This window comes from Anaerobiospirillum sp. NML120449 (assembly GCF_023051105.1).
Classification (GTDB): Bacteria; Pseudomonadota; Gammaproteobacteria; order Enterobacterales; family Succinivibrionaceae; genus Anaerobiospirillum.
Genome location: NZ_JALKIL010000008.1, coordinates 59143 through 77916, shown reverse-complemented (window position 1 = coordinate 77916; position 18774 = coordinate 59143). Strand labels below are relative to the sequence as shown.

Below are 18774 nucleotides of genomic sequence, written 5' to 3'. Positions count from 1 at the left end.
CTGCGTCTGGCTGGTAACTGACCTTCAGTCTGGCGCACGTCTGACTGATGCTGCAGCGCCAGGGTCGCAGCGCCATGAGGCTGTTTCGCCCTGGCGCGGGCCATGTCAGGTCTGGTTACAGTGAGTAGCCGCTGTGCGGGTTGAAGAGATTGTGCGGGTCAAATGCGGCTTTGACGGCGCGCATCAGAGCCAGCTCCTGAGGATCAACTTCCTTAAGGAAGTAATTGCGCTTGTGACGGCCAAGGCCATGCTCGGCAGCTACCTTGCCCTTGAGCTCATAGACACGGCGATACAGCGAGGACAGGATGTAAGTCAGAGTATCAGGCCATTTTTCAACTGGCAGATCGTCCTTGAGTATGCACAGATGTACGTTACCATCTCCGGCATGACCAAAGGCCAGGATACGTATACCGCTTTTCTCTGACAGCTCAGAGACATAATCTACGAAAGTAGCAATGTCGCTCAGCGGTACTACAGTGTCGACAGGCTCCCAGAGACCCGATGTCTGTACGGCTTTGGCAAGAGCTGAGCGAACGGTCCAGACATCACTTGATATGGCCGGGTCTGTAAGGGGCAGGAACTCAATGTTATGGAAAGGTTCAAGGACCTCGCGGCAGCGTTGCAGACGATGATCTGGTTCACCCACACGGCCATCGAAAGTTACTACCAGATAGGCAGAGCACTCGGGCATAGGGAAAGACTTGCCAGTGAACTGTTCGCCAAGGGCAATTACCTTGCGCTCAATAAATTCAATGGCAGTAGGCTCAAGCAGTGCCTGCTTGATCTCATTTACTGAGGTAATAGCCTCACGCAGCGATTTGAAGCCTACCAGGGCATGACAGGTGCTCTCAGGTTTGTCGATAAGACGCAGAACACAGCGGGTAATAACACCAAGGGTGCCCTCAGAGCCGATAAAGAGCTGCTTGAGATTAAGGCCGGTGCTGTCCTTAAGGCATTTGGAGCCCAGGTCGACCAGACGGCCATCGGGAGTTACTACCTCAAGGCCCAGAACATAGTCACGGGTTACGCCATATTTGACGGCACGCATGCCACCGGCATTGGTGGCGATATTGCCGCCAACAGTGGCGTTTTTCTCGGCCGGATCTGGAGGGTAGAACAGACCTCGCTCTTCAACGTAGGCCTGCAGGTCGCAAAGCAGAACGCCAGGCTCTACAGTAATGGTACGGTTTTCCTCATCAAGCTCAAGAATGCGGTTCATACCGCTGACATCAAGCACGAGGCCGCCCTGGGGAATGGTGGAGCCTACCAGGTTGGTACCGGCAGCGCGTACGGTAACACTCATCCTGTGTTCGCAGGCAAAGGCCACAGCGGCTCTTACGTCCTCAGCACAGGCGGCTTTGACGTAGACCTCGGCATGACCTTTTTCATAGCCCAGAAAGTCTGTAAGCAGGCGGGCATCAACTGCATCGCCTGGCTGTACCTGAGCTTCAGATGAAAGCAGCTTTTTAAGCTGCAGGCAGATTGTATTGTCAGACACTTTATTATTCCTGAAAACAGTTAATGCCAGGCAGTACCAGCAATATGCTGGTAGCAGCCCTGTGGCGGCGCCTGCCCATGGGGCAGACGCAGCAGCAGTTTGAGACTTGCTACTTTAGCGGCTCAGGCCATTGGCCCACTTGTCGCCCAGCCACTGAACCAGCTGAACAAAGAGTACCAGGAGGACAATGACAAAGATCATTACGCCTGTTTCATAGCGGTAGTAGCCGTAGAGAATGGCGATATTACCGATACCGCCGCCGCCGACCATGCCTGACATGGCTGAAAAACCAATCAGACTGATGAAAGTCACGGTAAAGCCGCGAATCAGGCCCGGAGCAGCCTCAACCAGCAGAACATCACGCACAATCAGAGATTTGGATGCTCCTGAGGCCAGGGCAGCCTCCAGTACGCCCGGATCTACTTCCTTTAGTGAACCTTCAACCAGACGGGCATAAAAGGCAATGGCACAGATAGACAGAGGAACCGCAGCTGCAATAGGACCAATTTTGCTTCCTATCAGAGCAAAGGTCAGTGGCAGAGTAAAGACCACCAGAATGATAAAAGGAATGGAGCGCACTACATTTATGATGTAGCCCAGCACGGAATTGATGGACTTTGAGTTAATAAAGTCCTTATGGGAGCTCAGATAGAGCACCAGACCGCAGATCAGGCCAAAGACCACACCAAGAATCAGGGAAATGCCCAGCATGATGGTGGTTTCCCATGCTGCTTTGGCAAATTCACGATCAAGGATTTGCAGGGTTTCTTCTAACATGATTACTCCTTGTTCTGGTCCTGAGTGCTGCTGGCAGCGGCTGCTGCACTGGCAGCTGCAGGGGCAGCATCCGGGGCAGTTGCTGTGGCAGCTGCAGGGGCAGCATCCGGGGCTGTTGCTGTGGCAGCTGCGGCGTAGTCGATATGGGCTACTGAGCGCTCAGCCTCAGGGTTTAGCTGATTGAGCAGCTGGCCGTTTTCCTTGATTTTCTTGATGAAGGCGCTCTGAGACAGGAAGTCCAGCACCTGATCAGGGGCATGGCTGGAGCGGCGTACCGAGATGATAAGGTTGCCCAGCGGCTTGCCGGAAATGTATTCAATTCGTCCGCCCAGAATGCTGATATCAGCATCAAAGCGTTTGATGGCCTGAGCAATTACGCTGTCGTAGGCCTGCTCTTCCTTGTAGGTAATTTCATAGAGATTGTCTTCGCTGGCCAGCAGTTCAGGTGGCAGCAGCAAAGCGTCATGGCGTGAGATCATTGCACGGCCATACTCGCTTGATGGATGAGCAAAGAGATCGTAGGTGCTGCCATGCTCAACTACTTTGCCATGAGCCATCAGGGCCACCTTGTTAAAGAGGGTCTTGGCCACTTCCATCTGGTGGGTGATAAACAGTACAGTCAGATTGCGCTCAGCCTTGAGCTTCTTGAGCAGAGCAACAATTTCAGAGGTGGTGTCAGGGTCAAGGGCTGAGGTAGCCTCATCACAAAGCAGAATCTCAGGATCATTGGCCAGTGCGCGGGCAATCGCCACACGCTGCTTCTGACCGCCTGACAGTGATGGCGGGTAAAGACTTTCCTTACCTGACAGTCCCACACTGGCAAGCAGCTGTGGGACTTTGGCCTCAATCTCGGCACGGGCAGCTCCACGGGCCTTGAGGTTGAAGGCTACATTGTCAAAAACAGTGGCATTCTTAATCAGATTGAAGTGCTGAAAGATCATGCCTATACGCAGTCTTAAGGAGCTGAGCTGGGCTGAGCTCAGGCCAGAGGTGACTTCGGTACCGGCAACAATAACCCGTCCCGAACTTGGCTTTTGCAGCAGATTTACGGTACGTACCAGAGTGGATTTACCGGCTCCGGACTGGCCGAGCACGCCGTAAAAGTCGCCTTTTTCAACGTGCAGGGATACATTGTCCACAGCTGTGTAATCACCAAATCTGACACTGACCTCTTCAAAGCGGATCATGCTTGTCTCCAGTCATTGCGGCCTGCAGCCGCGTTAGTCATTTTCATACCGGGGAAGTTGAGCTTGTCAGCCTGCATTGAACAGGCAGCAGGCATGACCTTTGAGCCACAGTGGCTCTGTGTTATCCAGAGAGCCTGTCCATCAGGACAGGCCGTGCTGTCTTTGCCTGCACCGGCCCTGGGCGCTGCTGGCGCCAGCTGGGCTCAGGCTGTCAACAGTTGACAGTCTTGCGATGTGTGCAGGGGGCAGGCACAGTTTGCGGCAGCTGTCAGGCAGCCTTGTCATCAGCTGGAGCTTCCTGACTGGCACCCTGGTCAGCTGCTGGTGCCTCACCAGAGGCAGGTGCGGCAGCCTGTGGGGCATCTGCTGGAGCGGCGTCAGCAGAGGCGGCTTCGGTATCGGCATCGGCCTTTACTTTATCCCACCAGTCCGGACGGGTGAATGCATCGAAGTTCTTGTGAGCTGTAATGGCGTCCTTGAACTTCTGGGAGTGAACGACGCGGTAGAAAAGATCGGCGTGGAACTTGTCACCGGCCTTAACAGCGATGAGGTTCTTTACCGGCTCGCTTACATCCTCAACGCTCAGAGCCTTTGAAAAGTCAAAGTTGGCAGCATAAGCGTAGTTGCCCGGAATCATGCCCAGAACTACGGAGTCCAGAGAACGGGTAATCTGAGCTGCATCCATTGGTACGAACTCAAGCTTGTACTTGTTCTCAGTAATGTCAGCAATGCTGGCCTTATTGTCGTTTTCCTGGTGGTTTAACTTGATAAGACCTGCTTTCTGAGCAATACCAAGGGCGCGGCCCAGGTTGATTGGGTCATTAGGCAGACCGACCTTGCTGCCCTCTTCAAGCTGGTCATAGGAGGTAACCTTGTCAGAGAAGAAGGCCATGCCCAGGGTAGGAACATTGATAACAGCCTCAAGCTTTACCTTCTGAGTCTCTACGAAGTTGTCAAAGTAGGAGCGGTGCTGGAACAGATTGGCCTGAATGTCGCCGCTGGCCAGAGCAAGGTTAGGCTGTACGTAATCGGTAAAGGTAACCAGCTCAATTTTGTAACCCTCTTCAGCTACTAATGGGCTGATGATTTTCTCAACCATCTCGCCATAAGGGCCAGGGCATACACCCACCTTAATCACCTGACCGGCAGCTGGGGCAGAAGGAGCTGCAGCAGTGTCTGCAGTCTTCTTGTCATCGCCGTTACAGCCGGTAAGAGCAAATACTGCGGCAGCGCAGAGGCTTAAAATTAATTTGGACTTCATTATTTTTCTCCTGAATAGGTTGCCCGCTCTGACCTTAGGTCAAATGGGCGTCTTATAAATTTCTGATGCACTGTCAGCAGACTAATCTGCCACCAGAGTTGCTGAGCCTCATGGCGTCAGCCAAAACGTTATTCCTGTCTCCCCGGAACACCTGCAGGCCGCATCTGCAGCTGCAGCCATTCTGCGTAACTGTCTGCCACTGCTGTAAGCCTCTTACCTGCAGCTGTGCCTTAAGTCTATGCAGGGCAGCCGTGCAGGCAACGCGGGCCATGCAGGGCAGCTGTGCCTTCAGGCCATGCAGGGCAGCTGTGCAGGCAACGCGGGCCATGAATGAATATCTGTCAGCCTGGTGGTGCCAATTGCAGCATGTGCGGCTTGTTGGGGCACGGTGCACCCCGTTGTGCTCCAGCGCTGCTGCAGCTATGTTTCCCGATGCTTATGAGCTGAGGCCTCTGAACCGAGGGCCCTGGTTGTGGGCCGCGACCGTGGGCTTATGGCGGCTGCAGTGGCAGAAGTGGTGCCTGTCATATACGATGAAGCCGGGGGCCTGCTGGCTTTTGCCAGGAGCTGCATTGAGCTGGCGCTGGTACATCACTGTTCCGGTAAGCTCAATACGTAAACTGCAGGGGCACTTCGGGCCGCAGTATTGCCTGTAAAAGGACTTTTAATTCTGAAAGTTCAAGGACTGGCGGATATGACCGCTGACAGATATTTATGGCCGGTATGCCGGCTGTTAAGCACAGCGCAGAGGTTACTGCTGAGGGCTTTTCTGTCTTTTGGGATGAGGGGAGAATAGATGTTATGCCATGCCTGGCATACGCATGCTGGATAGCATAGGGGAAAGGAGGGTAATTGATGAGCGTGTGCAGGCGAGCTGACTGAAAGCGCAGCTTCTTGAGTTAGGGGATGGCAGATGCTTGCCTGATGCCTGATTGTGAGAGTGTTTCATTGTGCTCTCCTTGTTTCCCCTGAGGGGGCACGAAAATAAGTCAGCTACAGTGAGTCTGACTGCACAGCTCTCTGCATACCAGGGGCAGAGTGTGGCAGATCCTTTTAAAAGCTGAGATCCGCAGCGGTGCAAAGTCCAGTAACAGCCATAAAAGCCTGAATAAATCAGGAAAATCTATATTGATTTCCGGTTCTGTGACCGGAGACTGTGTTTACTATTGAATCTTTATAGCCCAAAACTGTCAAACGAATAGGGCACTCTGCGCACTTGTTGTGCTCAATGACCGTGCTTTGCCTGCAAATAGTGCACATTTCGGGCATCTTTGAGTCATTTTGGTTAGCAGTTCAGAAGAAAAGGTACTGTCCTGCATGCGCAGTTAACTATCAGCTAAAAGCTCTGAATGACCATGATTACACGCAGGCACCATTTCCCTGACATCCCAATTACCAAAAACTTCCCGTGCCCCTGATCCTCTATCTGAGTGCCTGTCTGTATGTATGGCGCTGGCTTTCTGTCCGCCTTGCCTGGCTGTAGCCGATGAATGAAGCGTCATAACATCAGGCCTGATATGACAGTATTGCAGTGGTCTGAGGTGGCTGGGAAATGCGGCGGATATGAATCAGGCATGGTGCCAGTATTGGCCAGACATGGAGAAGGCATAGTACTGGTCTTGGCCCGGTATGGAACAGGCACAGGCCCGGCATGGATCCGCACAGGACTATCGTGGGGACTTCAAAGCCGACATGGGACAGCCTTGAGAGCTAAGATCCAGGCGGCTGCAGTCAACTTGCTGTGTGCCAGACTCCTGATAGAGTGATTTTTTCGGGCATGATGATAAATATAAGGTAAGCCGCTAAAATGGAAGTAAGCTCACCATGCCAGAATCAGGATGGTCATGGTGACAGAAAGTACCTGCAAGTCCCAGCCAGTATCTGGCTGTATCAGCATGATGCTGGGCTGTTTTGCCGGGGCCGGGCATGCGGTTTTGCCGGGGCCGGGCATGCGGTTTTGCATGTGGCGGAGCACGCTGTTTTGCATGCTGCGGCAGGCAATGCTGCCAGAGCCTCAGGCGCGGCAGCTGCAGTGCTGTTGCCAGCCGGTGCTGGCAGTACCATCTTTAGTTTCCGGTTAGATGTTTTCTGAAGGATTACCTCAGTGGCACTTAAAAAAACACCTCTTGACCATCAGTATCTGCAGTCTTATCTGCTCAAGGCCGGAGTGCGTTTTGACTTCAACATTGTTGATACCGTTTGTCAGCGCCGTCTGGGGCTTAAGTTTTACCTTGCTCTGATTGCTGCATTGCTGCTTTTCGGTCTGCCTCCGGGCATGCCGGGCAATCCTGTTGCCGAAATTGATTCAGCCATGGGCGATTTGCATCATGAGGGTATCAGCAGCTCCATGCGTATTCTGCTGCTCAGCCTCATGTATCTGCTGCTTTTCTATGCCTTTGTCTATCTGATGCGCTATCTGTACTTCCTGAGACTCAGAGCAAAGCTCAGAAGTGACAGGGCTCCCATAGTGGCTGAGGCTTATGCCGTGGTCTGCCTTGATATGAACATGGGCTTTGGTGACTATATGATGTCGCTGCTAAGCCGCATTATGGGACAGGGACCGCATGGCTTTTGCCGCTATGCTGTTATCTACAAGGAGACGGGCACGGAAAATCCGCGCTTTTTCCTCACCGCTGCGGTACCGGCACGCAAAATCTGCTTCATACCGGACCATGTAGGTCGGGTATTCCCGCACCGTAAAAAGAATCATCTGTATACAGTCGATGACAAATCAGCCTACCAGACAGTATCGTCCCGTATCCCGGTAGGAAAAATCTTTGCCTCAGGAGCCAGCTCCATGAGCTCAGCTGCTGCAGACAGTGCCAGCCCGCCGGACACAGGCTCAACAGCTTCACAGTGCCAGGCGCACGATGCTCGCAGCCATGACTGACAGGCTCAGGACTCCTGCAGCTCCAGCAGCGCTGGCGTCCAGGCATGCCCCTGCAGCCATGAGTGCCATGCATGCCCCTGCCCCCAGCTGCCAGGCACAGGATTCCTGCAGCTCCAGCAGCGCTGGCTGCCAGGTATGCCACTGCACCCCGGCTGCCAGGCACTGGACTACTGCAGCTCCAACTGACAGGTACAAAGCGCTTCTCATGAGCGCAAGCCTAATGGGTCGGACAGCCTTGCCTGGGGTTGACTGCCAGGTCTGAGCCTGACAGGCATGGCTGTACCATGCCTGGTTACAAATAACAAAGCCCGCATGCTCGTATTGAGCCATGCGGGCTTTGTCGTAACAGGCCATGGTAAGGAGCACGCCATGCTGATGGTGTCCTGTGCCACGGCCTGCGGGCTTCCTGGCTTTTGCAGGGCCATACAGCCTGCAGTACATGCAGCCTGGCTGCAGTCAGAAGTGCATGCAGCGCAGCTGCAGGCTTCAGGCTGCAGGTGCAGGAAAATTAGCGTGCCTTGAGAATGTACTGGTCAGCAAGCTCACCGTCATTAACAGTACCCTTGCTGTCAGAGAGCATGTAGCCGGTTTCAACACGCTTGAAGTAGGTCTTCTCGCCTGAGGATGGGGTAACCAGCTCAATGAGGTCGTCGCCAATCTTGTTATAAACACCGCTGGCCTCAAAGTTGGCATCCTTTTCACCAATGTACTCTGTCTTGTAGGTATAGGTGCCATCTGCATTTACGGTCAGAGAGGCGCGAATACCCTCAGAGGAGGCGGCTGGCAGTACACCCTCAAAAGTACCAGTCATCACAGCTGCATCAGTCTTGGCTGCTTCGCCGTCCTTGGCAGCATCGCCGTCTTTGGCTGGCTCAGCAGCCTCGGCAGATTCGGTGTCCTTGGCAGCATCGGCCTCAGGTGCCTGAGCAGCCTCACCTTCCTTGCCTGGCTCGGCGGTCTGTGCAGCTTCTGCGCCCTGTGCGGCCTCGGCACCCTGAGCTGGCTCAGTGGTCTTGGCAGCATCTACAGTCTGGACAGCTTCGGTCTTGGCTGGCTCAGCGGCAGCATCTTTCTTGGTGTTGTCGTTACAGGCAGTCATGCTGAGCATTACAGCTGCAGCAGCCAGAGTCACGTTGATCTTATTCATCGAATTTTACCTTTTGTGTTAGCACGAAAAATCATGTCTGTATCAGGGCTGCAGGGCAGTCCGTCACTGATATCAGGTTCTGTAAGGCCGGTGCTGACGGCGGTATCATACTGCAGCTGCCCGGGGCTGTCTGCACGCCGTTCATGCGACATGCCAGTAACTCAGGCGACGGTCAGTCACTCTGGCGACACGCCAGTCACTGAGCGTATCTGTCAGCCTGAAGTTGGGGGTAAGGCTGCAGCCAGAGCTGCATCCAAGGCAGCTGCATAATCTCAATCCATCACAGTAAAGCACTGCATCGCTGTATCACATACTGTTCTGGTATGTCACTCGGGAAGGGAGTGCTCATGGCAGTATCGTTCAGCGTTAACTGGTGCAGTCGCACCAGATCATAGCACTGCGCGGACTGGAGAGGTGCATTGTTGCACAGATATCATCAACTGGACAGACACATTTTCTGTTATTTGCAGCCCAGCAGGTACGCAGGACTAATGTTGGCGCTGCTGATACCTTCATCCTCAGGGCTGCTGATGCGGGCAGAGTCTGCTTTGATGCCATGGCGGCAGCAGCAGATCAGTTGACTCAGGGGCCGTGGCTGCAGAAGAAGCTCAATCCGATCTGTGGCTCTGGTTGCATCGCTTCTCAATTAGCTTTGGGGTCAGGGCTGCAGATTCAGGCAGAGTCAGCTCAGGGACCTGGTGGGCTGCTCTGCTGAATTATCAGCATGTCAGGCGGCTATTTGGCTGCCTGGGGCTCGTCACGGGTAATGAGGTATTCCTCTTCACCGGCGTCAAATACGCGGGTGTTGATTGGCAGATCGCGCAGGTCAGGGTGAGAGATACCTGTGAGCATCTGGAATATACGGCGCATTTCAACATTGGTAAAGCCGTATTTGTAGCGCCATGAAAGAGAGTGGGAGCGGTCAGCAAAGGTAACCTTGTTGACCGAGATAAGCCCCTGCTGAATCAGCAGTGAGCCAAACTCCTTGCCCTCTGGATTGAGGCTTACTTCCTCAAGCAGCAGCTGATCCTGACCGTCCTTTTCGATAAGCCAGGAGAGGTCAGGCTTTTCACGGTCCAGGGCGCTTTGCAGGAACACGTAGTTGTTGTCGCAGCTGTAGGCATACAGATCGCCGCCATTATCAAGGGCGCGGGTTACAGAGAAAGGGCAGAGCACCTTGATCATGCGGTCGGAGAAGACGAAGCCGCCATAGCACTTTTCAAGGGTGTCCAGATACTCGGCTACGGTTACACCCTGTTGAGGAGCAATACGGGCCAGATCCTCACCATAGGTGTTTTTGATTTCCTCAATGGTAAAGCCGGCCAGGTCAGCTGCAATATCACTGAAAGACAGGTCAACCACATGAGGCAGACCCTCGGACATATTGGTACTCAGAGGGAATTTGACGTGGCCGGTCAGAAGACAGAAGCGCACCCGGTCACCAGCCTGACGGAATGCATTGAGCATCTCAAAATACAGGGCAAGGCACTGCTGACGTTCCTGCTCATTTTCAAGGCGGCTGATGAGCATGATAGGCATGTCGTAATTGTCAAAGAGAGCAACTACCGGACGGCCATCACGATCGCTGATGGTGCGGATAAGCTGCAGCATCTGCATGCGCAGATCCTTGCCTGCATCGGTCTTGATCTTGACGTGATGCTCCCAGATCAGGCTCTGTACGGTATCAAAGAGCACTTTGACAATGTCATTAAAGGAGTTGGCCTTAACGCGGGAAAAGCTGAAGTGCAGTACCGGATACTCACCTATGTTATCGAGATTAAGGGAACTCTCAGCCTTGCTCGAAAGGTGGTCGATAAGCAGTTCATCACGGCGGTAGAGGTATTCAAGGGCCTCACTGGCAAGGGATACACCAAAGCCACGAGGACGAATCAGCATGAAGATATTCTGGCGTGGATTACGCTGCCCATGCTCAAGATGGCGCATGAAGTTTTGGATCTGCTCAAGCTTGCTGATGTAATGACGGTCAGCAAAGATAACCTCATGAAGATGGGAGTTACCACGTGAATTTACATTTTCCATGAAAGACACTCGTACCGGAACATGGGACAGTTACAGCCCGCTGCATCTGCAGCATGCTGCAGCCAGGGCCGCTGCCGCCGCAGCCTGCGCTGCCGCCACAACAAGTGCAGTTACGGTCGCAGCGCATGAGGCGCACCATAGGCGCTACTGGAAGCGTTGGGCTGATAATGCCCGTAAAGGCTTATACATGACAGCATAGGCTGCTTAAAGGGCAGCTGCTGACAGCTGGGCCCTATGATAGCAAAGACAGGCGCTAAAGACGAAAAGCAGGGCGCAGACTCAGGCCCGGATGCACGGCAACAATTATGGTCAACGATTATGACCTGAGGGCAGATTGCAGCAAGATTCTCAGTTGTTGACAAAACACGCGTTACAAAGACGTATGCCCGCTCTGAACAGGGAGGGCGCGAGCACTGAGCTGCAGGACATTCAATGACAGGCAGGCAAAGAATTAGGCCATGAGGCTGGAGTTGATGACCATTGTGAATGGAGTGGGGCCAGGCATGGAGCACGTCAGCCTGTGCTGGTCGGGAAAGTTGATTTGCAGGGAACAGGGCAGCCTGTTGGCAGGACAGTGGAGCTGTATAGATCGGTGTAGCCTTAGCTGGCCTGGAGAGGGGAGTTGCCGGAAGCATAGCAGCCTGAGCTGGCCGGGAGATAGTGAGTCGGGCGCAAAGTGCATGGCCCAGAAACGAAAAAAGACGCAAATGCGTCTTCATGGGCGGGAGCACTAACTTAATCTCGGTACCTCATTACTCAAATTTGGCTGCTTCCTTCCGGACCTGACCGGGTTGATCTGAGAACAAGTACGAGAGGGCTAGCACCCCCATAACATTGTGCCGGTATGATAATAGATTATCCTCTGATTGGCAAGCACTGCATGCATCAGCACCAGCGCAGCATGCGCAGACCCATGGATCCGGCCAGTCATGCAACTGCCACTCTGAGGTCTTTGCATTCATCTGCAGCAGTCCCCGACGTATCGTATGGAGTCTCACTCTGGACAGAGTCAGAGTAAGGCCAGCAGGCTGCCTGGGACGGCAGGAATGCCTTACTGTTTACAGTCCTGTGGTGCCATGAATGGCTTTTGTGCGCTGACGTAGCTGGCTTCCAGTGCGGCGTTCGGACATTAATCATTTTGCCACTATGATACAATGTGCGCACTTTGGCTTCCGGCAGCTGACCAGCTGCAAAAGACCGCATACTGCGGCTGCCTGAGGGCTTTACAGGCTTTTGCCATCGCATACCTGAAGCGCAGGGGCGACAGTATTTTCCGGCAAGTTAGGTTCAGACTGGGGCCGCATAAGTCAGCTGATATTTCGGCCGGTCACATGCTTTTTTCATAACCGGGCCTGACCTGCCTGACAGCAGAGCCGGAGCGCCATTGAGGCGGTGCTGGCGGCAGTGCTGGAGGCAGTGTCTACCAGCCATTGCATGTCAGCTTAGTCTGTCAGCAGCTGCACAGGCAGCCTGGGATGTTTATCCTGCACTCAGACAGCGTTATGAATTATGGGCCACGGGCCCGGTAAAACAATACATTTCATTGATTGAGCTTGCTTAAGGACAGAACCTGTCTGTTGAGGCATCCTTACGGCAAAGTGATGTGATTCTCCCGGATTTTGCGGGATAAGTTTTTTCTGTTATCGATTAGTTCTTTGGTGACCTTCTATGGCAAAGCGCAAGATTAATGGCATCTTTCTTCTGGACAAGCCTGAGGGTATTTCCTCATCCACTGCCCTGGTAAAGTGTCGCGCTATCTTTAAAGCTCAGAAGGGCGGCCACACTGGCGCTCTTGATCCGCTGGCATCCGGACTGCTGCCGATTTGTCTGGGCGAGGCTGCCAAGTTTTCTTCTTTCTTCCTTGAAGGTAACAAGCGTTATCTGGCCGAGGGTACCCTGGGTGTGGTGACCACTACAGGTGACCGTGAGGGTACAGTAGTGCTTGAGCGTGACCCGACCGGTGCCTCAGATCGTATTGAGGAGGTGCTCAGCCAGTTCCGTGGTCCAATAACCCAGGTCCCACCTATCTACTCAGCCATTAAAGTCGATGGCAAACCTCTGTACAAATATGCCCGTCAGGGCCTTGAAGACGAAGTGGAGATTCCAAAGCGTGAGGTCGTCATTCACGAACTGCACCTGCTGGAAAAGACCGCTACTACCTTCAAGGTTGAAGTCTACTGCTCCAAGGGTACCTATATCCGTACTCTTATTGCCGACATTGGCGAGGCTCTGGGCTGCGGAGCCTACGTTACCCACCTGCGCCGTACGTTTGTTGAGGGCCTGCCAGCAGGTCACATGACTACCCTTGAAGATCTGCAGCAGCTGGCTTCATCACGTGAGGACAAGCTTGACTTTTCAAGTCTCGATGAGCGCCTGATTTCTGTTGCCGATGCCCTTGATAATCTGCCACGTGTAGACATTCCTTTATCCGTAGCCGAGCCGCTGAGCAACGGCGTCCGCCAGGGGCCTGAGTTTAAGGGCCAGATTCTGTGCACTCCGGGCATCAAGCCTGAAGAGCCGGTACAGGTACGTTATAACAACTACTTTATGGGCGTCTGCTACTTTACTCAGGACAATATCCTGGTACCTAAGCGCCTCATGGACCCGGATCTCTTCCGAGAGTTCCGCGCTCAGGAAAAGGCCGGCAGCGTCAAATAGCCTGCCCAGGCCCGGCATGACTCTGTCAGGCGCGCAGTCCGCGCTCCTGGCATGCTGAGCCACTGACTGAGCACACCTGCCATAGTGGTGATCTGTGAGGTCAGCCATGGCATTGCATCATGGCCAGGCATGTGCACCTTATCATGGCCAGCCATGGCATTGCATCATGGCAGGCATGTGCACCTCATCATAGTCAGCCATGGCATTGCATCATGGTCAGGCATGGAGCGCTGCAGTATGGGCCAGTTCAGCTGGCTCATCCTGTCCATGATACTGGGGGCTCAGGCAGGTGCATGATGGTTATAAGCTGTGGAATTGAGCTGATAAAGGAGTTTTACGGCTTATAAGGTCAGATGTCATGGACATATTCATGGCAAATGGCCGTCATTGCCTGTTCTGTATGCCTGGTGGACAGAGAGCATGGTAATAACAGTGGCCTGGTACTGTACTTGAGCAAAATTAATTTATGTGTAAACTTTTGCATATTAAGAATTTGCAACTCAGGTCACATCAGCTTTTAGCCAGAATTAATAAACTGGGTTTTTATTCTCGGGAGTTTGCTGCAAGGGGAATTTTCAGGCCTTTGCAGTTAAGCAGGGGGACGCAGTTCAGGACATCACTCCGTTTGTAAATTCTGTTTTATTTCGTCTGATGCCTTTAATCCTGATTAGCACCTGCCTGATCAAACCATATCTGACCTGTAAATCTGAATAATCCCGTTTAGCCATCACAGAAAGGAAACTAACTGTCCTTAATCCTGAATATATGCCCGGGCCGGACAGTTCATGCCACCTGTATCTTCTATACCACCGGCTCTTTTCAAGCATCTTCTGCGGTCATAGTTGATGGGGTATTCCCCCGTAGAAAAAGACTGCTGTTCCCGGTTTGAACACAGGACGATGCCTGCTGTACCTTACTTTTGCAGAGCGTATCGAGCTATATAAATGCCTGCTATGGGGTCAGAATCCTGCACTTTGTGCGTAACAGAAAATGTCTGCCGACTCCGTAAGATGCAGCTGTGGAGCTGTCTGCGGATAAGACTTATGATTAATGCAAACGATGACATAAGGTAAAAGGCGGCGGTACCTTAAATTCCTGAACTTGATAATCGAGTCTGGAGCTGGCCTGCAATGTGCAGAGCTGTATCCAGACAGATAGTGAATTAACAATTACTGACGCAAGAGAACTTGCACTGCCGGTAGTGCGGAGAGAACTTTGTGAACAGCTTTTTGCAAATCAAAAAGATCAGCGACCTGACCAGAGTATGTATTCTGCCTGTAATGGTGCTCTCGATCTTTTTGTCTTTCTTCCTGTATATAGACATGGGCAAGATCCAGGACAAGGCCCAGGATCTTGTGGATGGTGCCATTCCACACATATCTGCTGCCCAGCAGGGAGCCATCAGTCTTGTTCAGCTGCGTCGCAACATTGAAATTCTGTCATCCTCAGTGGATCAGCAGCGCTGTCGTCTAGCCTATTTCCAGGCTACTGCCGCCCTCAAAGACAATCTCATTTTCAATACCCGCAGCCTGCAGACCAAGCGCGACGAACTGCTTCTTGAGGTTAACCGCCTGTGGAAGCAGCGCATTCTCATCGATCAGCTACGCTCCAACGTACATAATTCCCTCCATTACATGGATATGCTCGCATTTCTCATTACCAGTGAGCAGCCTGAGATCTTTACCGATCTCACCCTTACTCAGGGTGACTACATTGACCTGTACCGCACCGGTGTTTACAACCGCGATCTCAAGAGCATCCATCACTACTATCACTCTATTTTTACCGAGCGTCTCGATCCTTCTTTTGATCGCCAGTCCTTTATCAACTCCCATCCGGTACTTCCAAGAACCATTGAGGGCGAAGAGAGCTACAGACAGGGCAAGACCAGTGCTGCCACCAGCCAGGCTGGCGCCACTGCATCTGCAGCCAAAGCTGCTGCAGCCGCTGACAATGCAGCTGCAGAGGATGCCGGAGCTGCTGATAAATCAGGTTCTCAGGCCTCTGGCAAAGCTGAGGCTGTGACCGATATTGAGTCAGCTGTACTTGCAGCTCTGACCGGCTCTGATACCAGTACCAGCGGGCAGGAGAATAAGCCTGCACCTGCATCAGCTGCGGCAGGAGGCGAGGTTTCACTGTCTGCTGAAAGTGCTCAGGCTCAGATTAAAGCTCAGGGCAAAAAGCATCCATCAGGAGTTGAGCTGCCAGCTTTTGTCAGCAGTGAAGACCGTGCTGTAAGTACTATTGTGGGTGGTGCCGAGCAGGCTGATTTAGAGGCTGAGCTTGAGGCTATGAGTGGCCGCGACAATGGAGCCACTGGTATTGAGGAGCTTGACCAGGCAATGCTTGAGCGTGTGCTCAAAAAGCATACTGTCGACGGCTCCCACATTCATGCACGTTATTTCCAGGGAATGGACTCTCAGACCATAAGCAGTGTAACTGCCCAGCATAATGCCCGCATGCTCGATTACTACAGTCAGGAGCTGGAGCGTTTTGATCCTATCTGGGATATCTACATCAAGCAGCAGCGTGAGTTTGCCAATGATGTGCTGACCATTATCCGCAATGTAGAGGACCTCTCTGACGACTTTACCTATTCTGAGCTGCACTCTCTGCATCAGGAACTGTCTGACATTACCTATCTGGCCTCTGAAACCAAGCCAATGGTAATGATCACCATTGGCTTTGGTCTGGTTGGTTTCTGGGTGGTTATCTTCTTCCTTAACCGCCTGGTCATGCAGCCTCTGCGTACCATTGCCCGCATACTGATTAAATTCCGTTATACCAAGCAGGTTAATCTGGGGCGCTATGAAGACTTCTTCAAACGACAGCATCTCGTGGAAATTCGAGAAGTTATTGATGTGCTGCCGCAGATATTCGAAGAGTTCTCATCCATCAAAGAAAACTCCAATGTGCTCAAGAAGCGTTATGACGAGCTGGTAACCCACTCCAAGTATGACGCTCTGACCCGTGTATTTAACCGAGGCAGTCTTAATGTGCTCATCAAGGAGCTCGATACCAATACTCCGGCCAACTTCGCCATTCTGATGATTGATATCGACTTCTTTAAGCTGCTCAATGACTCTATGGGCCATCAGCGCGGTGATGAGGTGCTCTTTGCTGTTGCTCAGACCATTCACCATAACCTTGCCAAGAAGGACCTGGTATACCGCTATGGTGGTGAGGAATTCTGTGTAATCCTTTCTGATGTCAACAAGGAAAATGCTTTCCGTGTTGCTGACCGTCTGTGCCGTACCGTAGAGGGACTGCACCTTAAGAATGACGGTGTAGTAAGCGGTAACGTTACTATTTCCGTAGGTCTGAGTCTGGTTACCGACCGTCCCGGTCAGTTCCGTATTGAGGAAATGATTGCTCAGGCTGACCGTGCTCTGTATGAGGCCAAGCATGCCGGACGTAACCGCGTTCATGCCTGCAATGAGGCCATTGCTCTTGAAACTCATGGTATTTCGATAGGTGAAAACAAGGCTCATGAAAATACAGAGTCCAAGCCAGAAAAGAAGGAGGATAAGGACGACTCCGAGCCTGACCCTGGTCAGGAATCATCCTCTGCAGTAATTGCTCAGATTGCAGCTATTGAGCAGAAAGAACAGGAAAGAATGATCGGTAGCAATGATACCGACAGCCTGGCAATGGCATCTTTTGTGGGCAATGAGGGCTCCTTTTCCATAGGAAGTTTTGAGAGGGCTATTTCCCTGCCTTCAGAGTCAGACAGTCCGGAACTCTTCGATTTCGACCAGGATGCCCTGAAGAACATGAATGAAGAGGAGCGCAAGGCTACTGTAGAAAAACTCAGAGCCATTGAAGAGGATGAGGCGCGTGAAGTTGCTGAAGCCGCAAACAGCCTGATGGGCGGTTTATTGGGCGTTTTCTTCATAAACTCCAATGAGGACACGTCTGACTACTTCGACCGTCAGCGGAAAGAGCTGAACAACTACATAAGCACTCCAGCCTACTTCTACTACCTTGAAAGGAAGAAGTGCCAGCGCGAGCTGCTTGAAGAGGCCAGAGAAAAAGAAATTCTTCAGGCCATCCAGAAGGCCGCCGAAGCTCAGGCCGCCGAAGCCCAGCCTGTCGAAGCACAGGCTACTGAAGCTAAAATCGCAGAAACACAGTCCACCGAATCTAATCCTGCCGGAGCACAGGCAACCGAAGCTAAAATCGCAGAAGCCCAGGCAACCGAAGCACAGCCTGCCAAAGCACAGGCCACCGAATCTAATCATGCCGGAGCACAGGCCACTGAAGCTCAGCCTGCCGAAGCGCAGGCTGACGCGGATGTAGCTGCTGCAGCCGAAGCCATCAATGAAGAGAGCTCTGCCTCCTCTGCAGGCGGACCATTAGCAGCGGCTGCAAACGGCGATGCCGATGCTGCGAACGATAAAGAGAAAAACACCGCTGTTGCTCATAAATCTGCCGATACCGTAGCCATTTCAAATGATTCTGATGATCATGATGGCAGCACCAGTAGCAGTGCCAGCAACAATGCAGGCGACACTACCAGTCAGAGTGCCAGTCAGACTGATTCGGGGAAGTCACAGTCACAAGAACTTTCTGGAATGCAGAGAACTACCCTTGCTGCCAGCAGCGGCAGCTGTCTTGTTGCCAATGCTGATACTGCACGTGAAGTTGCAGCTGTAATTGAGGCTGAAGAGCGTCGTTCTCCACGCCGTAAGGCTCTACGTCATCTGAGGCGGCTTAATCTGAGGATTAAGGCTCTGCGCAAGTACCGTAACTTGAGGACAGCTCATACCAGTACCAGTATGGAGCACGGTGTAACTGAACACATCAGACGTAATTACACCAGTAGCACGGAAAGTGCAGGTCATGATTCGGCCGTGCTCATTGGTGTGGATTATTTTGAATCAAACTCTCGCAGTGAGGGGACCAACTCTATCCAGTTAAGTCAGGATGGTTCAGCTTATGAAGTGTCTTTCACAGCAAGTGAACTGGCTCATGAAGTCGAGCTGCGCAAGGAGTACAACAGCAAGCTCAATAACGCAATAGGCGACACTGTGAGCGTCCGCAACGAACCTCAGGCAAATGTGGTGGTCGTAGATCACGACGGCTACAACGAGGTATCCATTGGTCCTCATACCGTAGACCTGCCAGATAAGCGCAATGCATCCTTTGATAAAGATAACAGTACATCAGGCGATATTTCGCAGTCCAAAACCGACAGTAAAGCATGATGCCACTTCAGACTGCCTGCAAATCATACACGCCATCAGCCATGGTGCATGCCTGCTGCATGCAGTCAACATGGCTGTAGCGCAGGCCAAAGCAGTGCAGTGCAGAGCA

At 52.6% G+C, this 18774-nt stretch carries 10 protein-coding genes and 1 other RNA gene; 3 read left to right on the top strand and 8 right to left on the bottom strand.

The features are described 5' to 3' along the window. Window positions 1–115: 115 nt before the first annotated feature. From MXE41_RS03935 to MXE41_RS03915, 5 genes are all read right to left on the bottom strand, one after another. Window positions 116–1498, bottom strand: coding sequence for an FAD-binding oxidoreductase (locus MXE41_RS03935; RefSeq protein ID WP_247099445.1), 1383 nt, complete (start codon window positions 1496–1498; stop codon window positions 116–118). A gap of 114 nt (window positions 1499–1612) precedes the next feature. Continuing rightward, a complete protein-coding gene (locus MXE41_RS03930; protein WP_247099444.1) occupies window positions 1613–2275 on the bottom strand; it encodes a methionine ABC transporter permease in 663 nt (220 codons plus the stop codon). Between the two features lie 2 nt (window positions 2276–2277). Continuing rightward, window positions 2278–3462, bottom strand: a complete 1185-nt coding sequence (locus MXE41_RS03925) for an ATP-binding cassette domain-containing protein (protein ID WP_247099443.1) — start codon at window positions 3460–3462, stop codon at window positions 2278–2280. 268 nt (window positions 3463–3730) lie between these two features. Beyond that, entirely contained in the window at window positions 3731–4723 is a 993-nt protein-coding gene (locus tag MXE41_RS03920) for a MetQ/NlpA family ABC transporter substrate-binding protein (protein ID WP_247099442.1), read from the bottom strand. Between the two features lie 1819 nt (window positions 4724–6542). After that, window positions 6543–6710, bottom strand: a complete 168-nt coding sequence (locus MXE41_RS03915) for a hypothetical protein (RefSeq protein WP_247099441.1) — start codon at window positions 6708–6710, stop codon at window positions 6543–6545. 117 nt (window positions 6711–6827) lie between these two features. Here MXE41_RS03915 and MXE41_RS03910 point away from each other — a divergent pair, with 117 nt between their 5' ends. Then, window positions 6828–7613 carry a hypothetical protein gene (locus tag MXE41_RS03910; RefSeq protein ID WP_246977917.1) on the top strand — a complete coding sequence of 262 codons (786 nt, stop codon included), beginning with the start codon at window positions 6828–6830 and terminating at the stop codon, window positions 7611–7613. A 508-nt stretch (window positions 7614–8121) separates the two neighbouring features. On the opposite strand, the gene MXE41_RS03905 is transcribed toward MXE41_RS03910, so the two are convergent. From MXE41_RS03905 to ffs, 3 genes are all read right to left on the bottom strand, one after another. Further along, window positions 8122–8760: a copper resistance protein NlpE N-terminal domain-containing protein gene (locus MXE41_RS03905; RefSeq protein WP_247099440.1), complete on the bottom strand. Its 639-nt coding sequence runs from the start codon at window positions 8758–8760 to the stop codon at window positions 8122–8124. Window positions 8761–9495: 735 nt separating this feature from the next. Then, window positions 9496–10800 (bottom strand): AAA family ATPase, encoded by a 1305-nt coding sequence (locus MXE41_RS03900; protein WP_246977915.1) that lies wholly within the window; start codon window positions 10798–10800, stop codon window positions 9496–9498. 725 nt (window positions 10801–11525) lie between these two features. Beyond that, window positions 11526–11623, bottom strand: an RNA gene (gene ffs / locus MXE41_RS03895) — signal recognition particle sRNA small type. 845 nt (window positions 11624–12468) lie between these two features. Here ffs and truB point away from each other — a divergent pair. Next, a complete protein-coding gene (gene truB, locus MXE41_RS03890) occupies window positions 12469–13458 on the top strand; it encodes a tRNA pseudouridine(55) synthase TruB (protein WP_247099439.1) in 990 nt (329 codons plus the stop codon). 1229 nt (window positions 13459–14687) lie between these two features. After that, complete coding sequence (locus tag MXE41_RS03885; protein WP_247099438.1) at window positions 14688–18665, top strand: GGDEF domain-containing protein; 3978 nt, start codon at window positions 14688–14690, stop codon at window positions 18663–18665. The last annotated feature ends 109 nt before the right edge of the window (window positions 18666–18774 follow it).